The sequence below is a fragment of the Candidatus Andeanibacterium sp. genome (genome assembly GCF_057143545.1).
The window spans coordinates 1-3,957 of sequence record NZ_DBNHSF010000081.1 but is presented as its reverse complement, the minus strand read 5'-3'; the positions used below and the strand labels follow the sequence as shown (position 1 = coordinate 3,957).

Annotated in this window: 4 protein-coding genes; all 4 read right to left on the bottom strand. The window is 64.1% G+C overall.

Annotated features, from left to right (window positions below):
- Positions 1 to 433: hypothetical protein (locus tag AC16XC_RS05130; RefSeq protein ID WP_484033571.1), on the bottom strand; the 433-nt coding region annotated here is incomplete at its 3' end.
- A 26-nt stretch (positions 434 to 459) separates the two neighbouring features.
- Complete coding sequence (locus tag AC16XC_RS05125; RefSeq protein WP_484033570.1) at positions 460 to 2,550, bottom strand: PQQ-dependent dehydrogenase, methanol/ethanol family; 2,091 nt, start codon at positions 2,548 to 2,550, stop codon at positions 460 to 462.
- A gap of 109 nt (positions 2,551 to 2,659) precedes the next feature.
- A complete protein-coding gene (locus AC16XC_RS05120) occupies positions 2,660 to 3,442 on the bottom strand; it encodes a nuclear transport factor 2 family protein (protein ID WP_484033569.1) in 783 nt (260 codons plus the stop codon).
- 2 nt (positions 3,443 to 3,444) lie between these two features.
- On the bottom strand, positions 3,445 to 3,957 hold a 513-nt coding region (locus AC16XC_RS05115; RefSeq protein WP_484033568.1), incomplete at its 5' end, for a nuclear transport factor 2 family protein.

Here is a 3,957-nt window from a genome sequence, read left to right as displayed (position 1 = left end):
GGTCGAGCGGGGAAGGTCCGCCGAAGGGCGATTCCGCATTCACTTCGGCATGGAGATGTTCGGCTTCGACGATGCTCCCGGCTGGATCGAGCTTGAGCCTCAGGGCAACAATCGTCGGCTTGCCCTCTCGCTCGACCATGCCGATCCAGCCGGCCGTCTGGTTGGCTTCGTCCGGAACCACGACACTGAAAGCGGTGCCGGCCCCGGTAATGTCCGCCCACAGGCCTTCGCCAGCGGCGATGCGATCGAGGTTCTCGACGATCACGACCTCGTCGGAAAAGGGGATGCCCTCGGTCGAATTGCCCTCGAGGCCCGCGACATAGCTCTCGGTGAGCGCAATCAGGCAGGCGCGGTCGCAGGCGAGTCTTTCTTCGACCTTGGTGCAACCGGCAAGCGCGGCAGTGGCCAACAGGCCAATAGCGATCCTTTTCAATTTCCCTCTCCCTTCGTTTGTGTCGCCTAATCCTCGCGGCCCCAATCCTCATTGGCGCGGGCGATCAGGTAGGAATGGATGTCCCTTGAATCCTGCTCGCTCAAGATGTCGTCGAAGTTCGCCATGCCCTTTTCGAGATAGAGCCCTTCGAGCACGATCTCGGCGAACTTCGCATGGGTCTCGCGGTCCATGTGGCGCAGATCCTTGACCCCGCCGATCGCGTTCTGGCCGTGGCACACAGCGCAGGTCTCCGCGAACAGCTGGGCGCCGCGCTGGATTTCGGCTTCGCTCGCCGCCAGTCGCGGCGGTTCGGGCGGGGCCTTGGCACTGGTGTCGAGCGGCGGCAATTGCACGTTTCCGCCGAGCTTGAATACCAGCAGCCGCGCTGGTGCGCGCGGCAGTTCGATCCCGGCTCCGCGTTCGATCTGCGCCGCCCCGCCGCCCCAGCCGGCATTGATTGCGATATATTGCTCGCCGTCGAGCTCGTAGGTGATCCCGCCCGCGACCGGGGCGCTCTGGGTATTGTATTCCCACAGGATTTCGCCGGTTGCGGCATCGAACGCCGTCAGGGTCTGCTTGGTTGTGCCCTCGAAAACGAGGTCGGAAGCGGTGACGAACACGCCCCCGTTTCCGTGGCGCGGCAATTCGACCTGCCAGGCGGCTTGCTGCCTGACCGGGTCCCATGCAGTCAGCCAGGCCTTTTCGAGCTTGTTGGCCTCTTCCATCACCGCCATGCGCTTCTGCATCGCGGGGCCCGAGAAACCGCCCCAGCCGCTGTTCGAACGGAACGGCTGCGGCTTCCAGTCGGGCTGGAGGGCATAGGCGAAGGCCGACTGGTAGGCGGGGAAATAGGCCAGCTTTGTCCGCGGGCTATAGGCCATCGGGAACCAGTTATGCGCGCCGCCGGGGCCGGGCGCGACCATCACCGGATCGTAGGCATAGCGCACCGCCTCGCTGGTGACCGGCCGGCCGTTGGCGTCGAACCCTTCGTTCCAGTTCTGGAACACATGCGCTTCGGCGCTGATGAATTCGCCGGTCGCCCGGTCGAGCACGTAGAAGAAGCCGTTCTTCGGCGCCTGCATCAGGACCTTGCGCTGCTTGCCGTCGATCTCGAGGTCGGCGGTGATGATCGAGGAGGTGCAGGTCCAGTCCCATTCCTCGCCCGGATTCATCTGGTAGTGCCAGGCGTAGGAGCCGTCGGAAGCATGGAGCGCGACGATCGAACAGACGAACAGATTGTCGCCCTCGTTGTTCGAACGGTAGAACCGCGCATGCGGGACCGAATTGCCGGTGCCGACATAGACCAGGTCGAGATCGGGGTCGTAAGCGATTGAATCCCATGGGTTTGCACCGCCACCCAGGGTCTTCCACATGCCCTCTTCGGACCAGGTTTCGCGGACCCAGTCCATCACCGGATCGGACGCCTCGCCATCGGGGCCTTTCTCCGGGTCGCCAGGGGTAAGGAAGAATTTCCAGAGTTGCTCCCCGGTCTCGACGTCATAGGCCGACACGAAGCCGCGCACGCCAAGGTCGCCGCCCGACTGGCCGACTACGACCTTGCCCTCGAACACGCGCGGAGCGCCGGTGATCGAATAGGCATAGCCGCTGTCGAGTTCGAATGTCCGGGTGGTCCAGATTTCCTCCCCGCTGTCCTTGTCTAACGCGATCAGCCGCCCATCGAGCGTCGCGATGATGACCTTGTCGCCGTGGAGCGCGAGCCCGCGGCTGACCGGCTCGCAGCAGGCGTAACGGCCAAACTCGCGCGGAGTTTTGGGATCGAAGGTCCACAGGACTTCGCCGGTCTTCGCGTCATAGGCGGTGGTGATGTTCCAGGCGAGCGTGTTGTAGAGCACGCCATCGGCATAAAGCGGCGTGGCCTCGACCCCGCGATAGGTGTCGAGGTCGGCATACCAGGCGAGGCCGAGCTGCGCGACATTGTCCTTGGTGATCTGCGTCAGCGGGCTGTAGCGCTGGGCCGTGTAATCGCGCCCGTCGGACAGCCATTCGCCATCCGCGACATTGGCCAGCGGATCGGCCTTGGCGACGCTGCAGCCGGCCAGCACCAGCGCTGCGAGCGGCGCGGCAAACATCGCAACGAGCGAACTGAAAGCCCTCATCCGGGTGGGGGAGGGTCGGGTGAGGGTATCGAACCTCTCGGGCGTGCAACCCTCTCCCCTCAATCCCCTCCCCCCCGGGGAGGGGAGGCTGAACTTCGAATTCATAAACTCAATTCCTCGGCGGTTCGGCGATCGGCTGGGTCCCGTAAACCGGCCGACCCAGCTTCAAGGCTTCTTCCTGTTCCGCGGTCCCCGGCGGCCGGTGATAGGCGCCGACATCGTCTCTATCGGGGATGAAGGCCTTGCCGGTGACCGGGTTCGGGTAATGGAACGGGATGATGTAATAGGCAGGGTAGGTGAGGTAGATCGTGGTTGGCGGCAGGTCCGGCGGCGGGTCGAACTTGTCCGGCCAGGTGTTGTTGAGCGCGTTCTTACCCCAGCCGTCCCAGCTGGTGTACATGGTGAACGGGCCGGTCAGGCGCTTGAACTTCCACACGCCGTCTTCCTTGACGAACTCGTCTTCGTAGAGCGGCAGGCCCCAGCCGGCATTGCTCATCACGAAGGCGCGGCCACGCAGCCAGCCAGTCTTCCCATCGGGCGAGATATCGACGATCGGCTGGAACTGCATGTGGTTGGCCAGCACGCCGGGCTTGGCCCCGTCGGGCCCGAAGGCGGTCTGCATGTATTCGAGCACCCGATCCTTGCCGAGAAACAGGCCCTTGCCGCCGATTTCGAGCGTAGCGTCTTCGGCGAACAACTCGGCAAGCGGTGTCCACTGGCTCTTGTCGACGAAATAGCCATAGGTCCGCTGGACCCGCTCGATCTGGTTGAGGTCCTCAAGCCGGGTGATTCGCGCATCGAGTTGGTCGAGCTGCTGCTCGACGGTCATGTCCTGTGCAACGACCGGAGTTGCGATGGTGGCCAGCAAGGCCGCGAAGAGAGTGCGTTTCATCGTCATTCCCTCCCCACCACATCGTCGCCGGCCTGCGGCAGGTCCTTGAGCGGTTCGCCGGTTACCGGATGATCGAAGCTGAACGGCGGGATGTAGGTCTGCGGGAACGGGCGGTAGACCGCGGTCGGCGGCGCATCGGGCGGGAACAGCGCGCTCGGCCCTTCCATCCGCAAAGGCGCGCGCATGAAACCGGCGTCGTAATCGGCCATCGCGGTGGGATAGAAATGGAGCTTGGAGAGCTTCCACACGCCGCCTTCCTTGACGTAGGTGTTCTCGTAGATGCCGACGCCCCAAACGCCATTCTGGCCGGGCTCGCCCAGCATCATCATGCCTTGCCAGCGGCCGGTCGCGGACTTGCCGTCATCGGCGACGACAATCACGTTCTGGAGCTGCATGTGGTTGTTGAGACGCGCCGGGGCGAGGCCGTTCGGGCCGAACAATAGCAGCGCGCGGCGGATCCGTTCCTTGCCGATATAGACCCCGCGCTGGCCATATTCGAAGCTGCCCCTGGCGCT

Bases quoted from the DNA above. Each gene is read 5' to 3' on its own strand.
- AC16XC_RS05120 (WP_484033569.1), bottom strand. From the start codon at position 3,442: ATGAAACGCACTCTCTTCGCGGCCTTGCTGGCCACCATCGCAACTCCG.
- AC16XC_RS05125 (WP_484033570.1), bottom strand. From the start codon at position 2,550: ATGAGGGCTTTCAGTTCGCTCGTTGCGATGTTTGCCGCGCCGCTCGCA.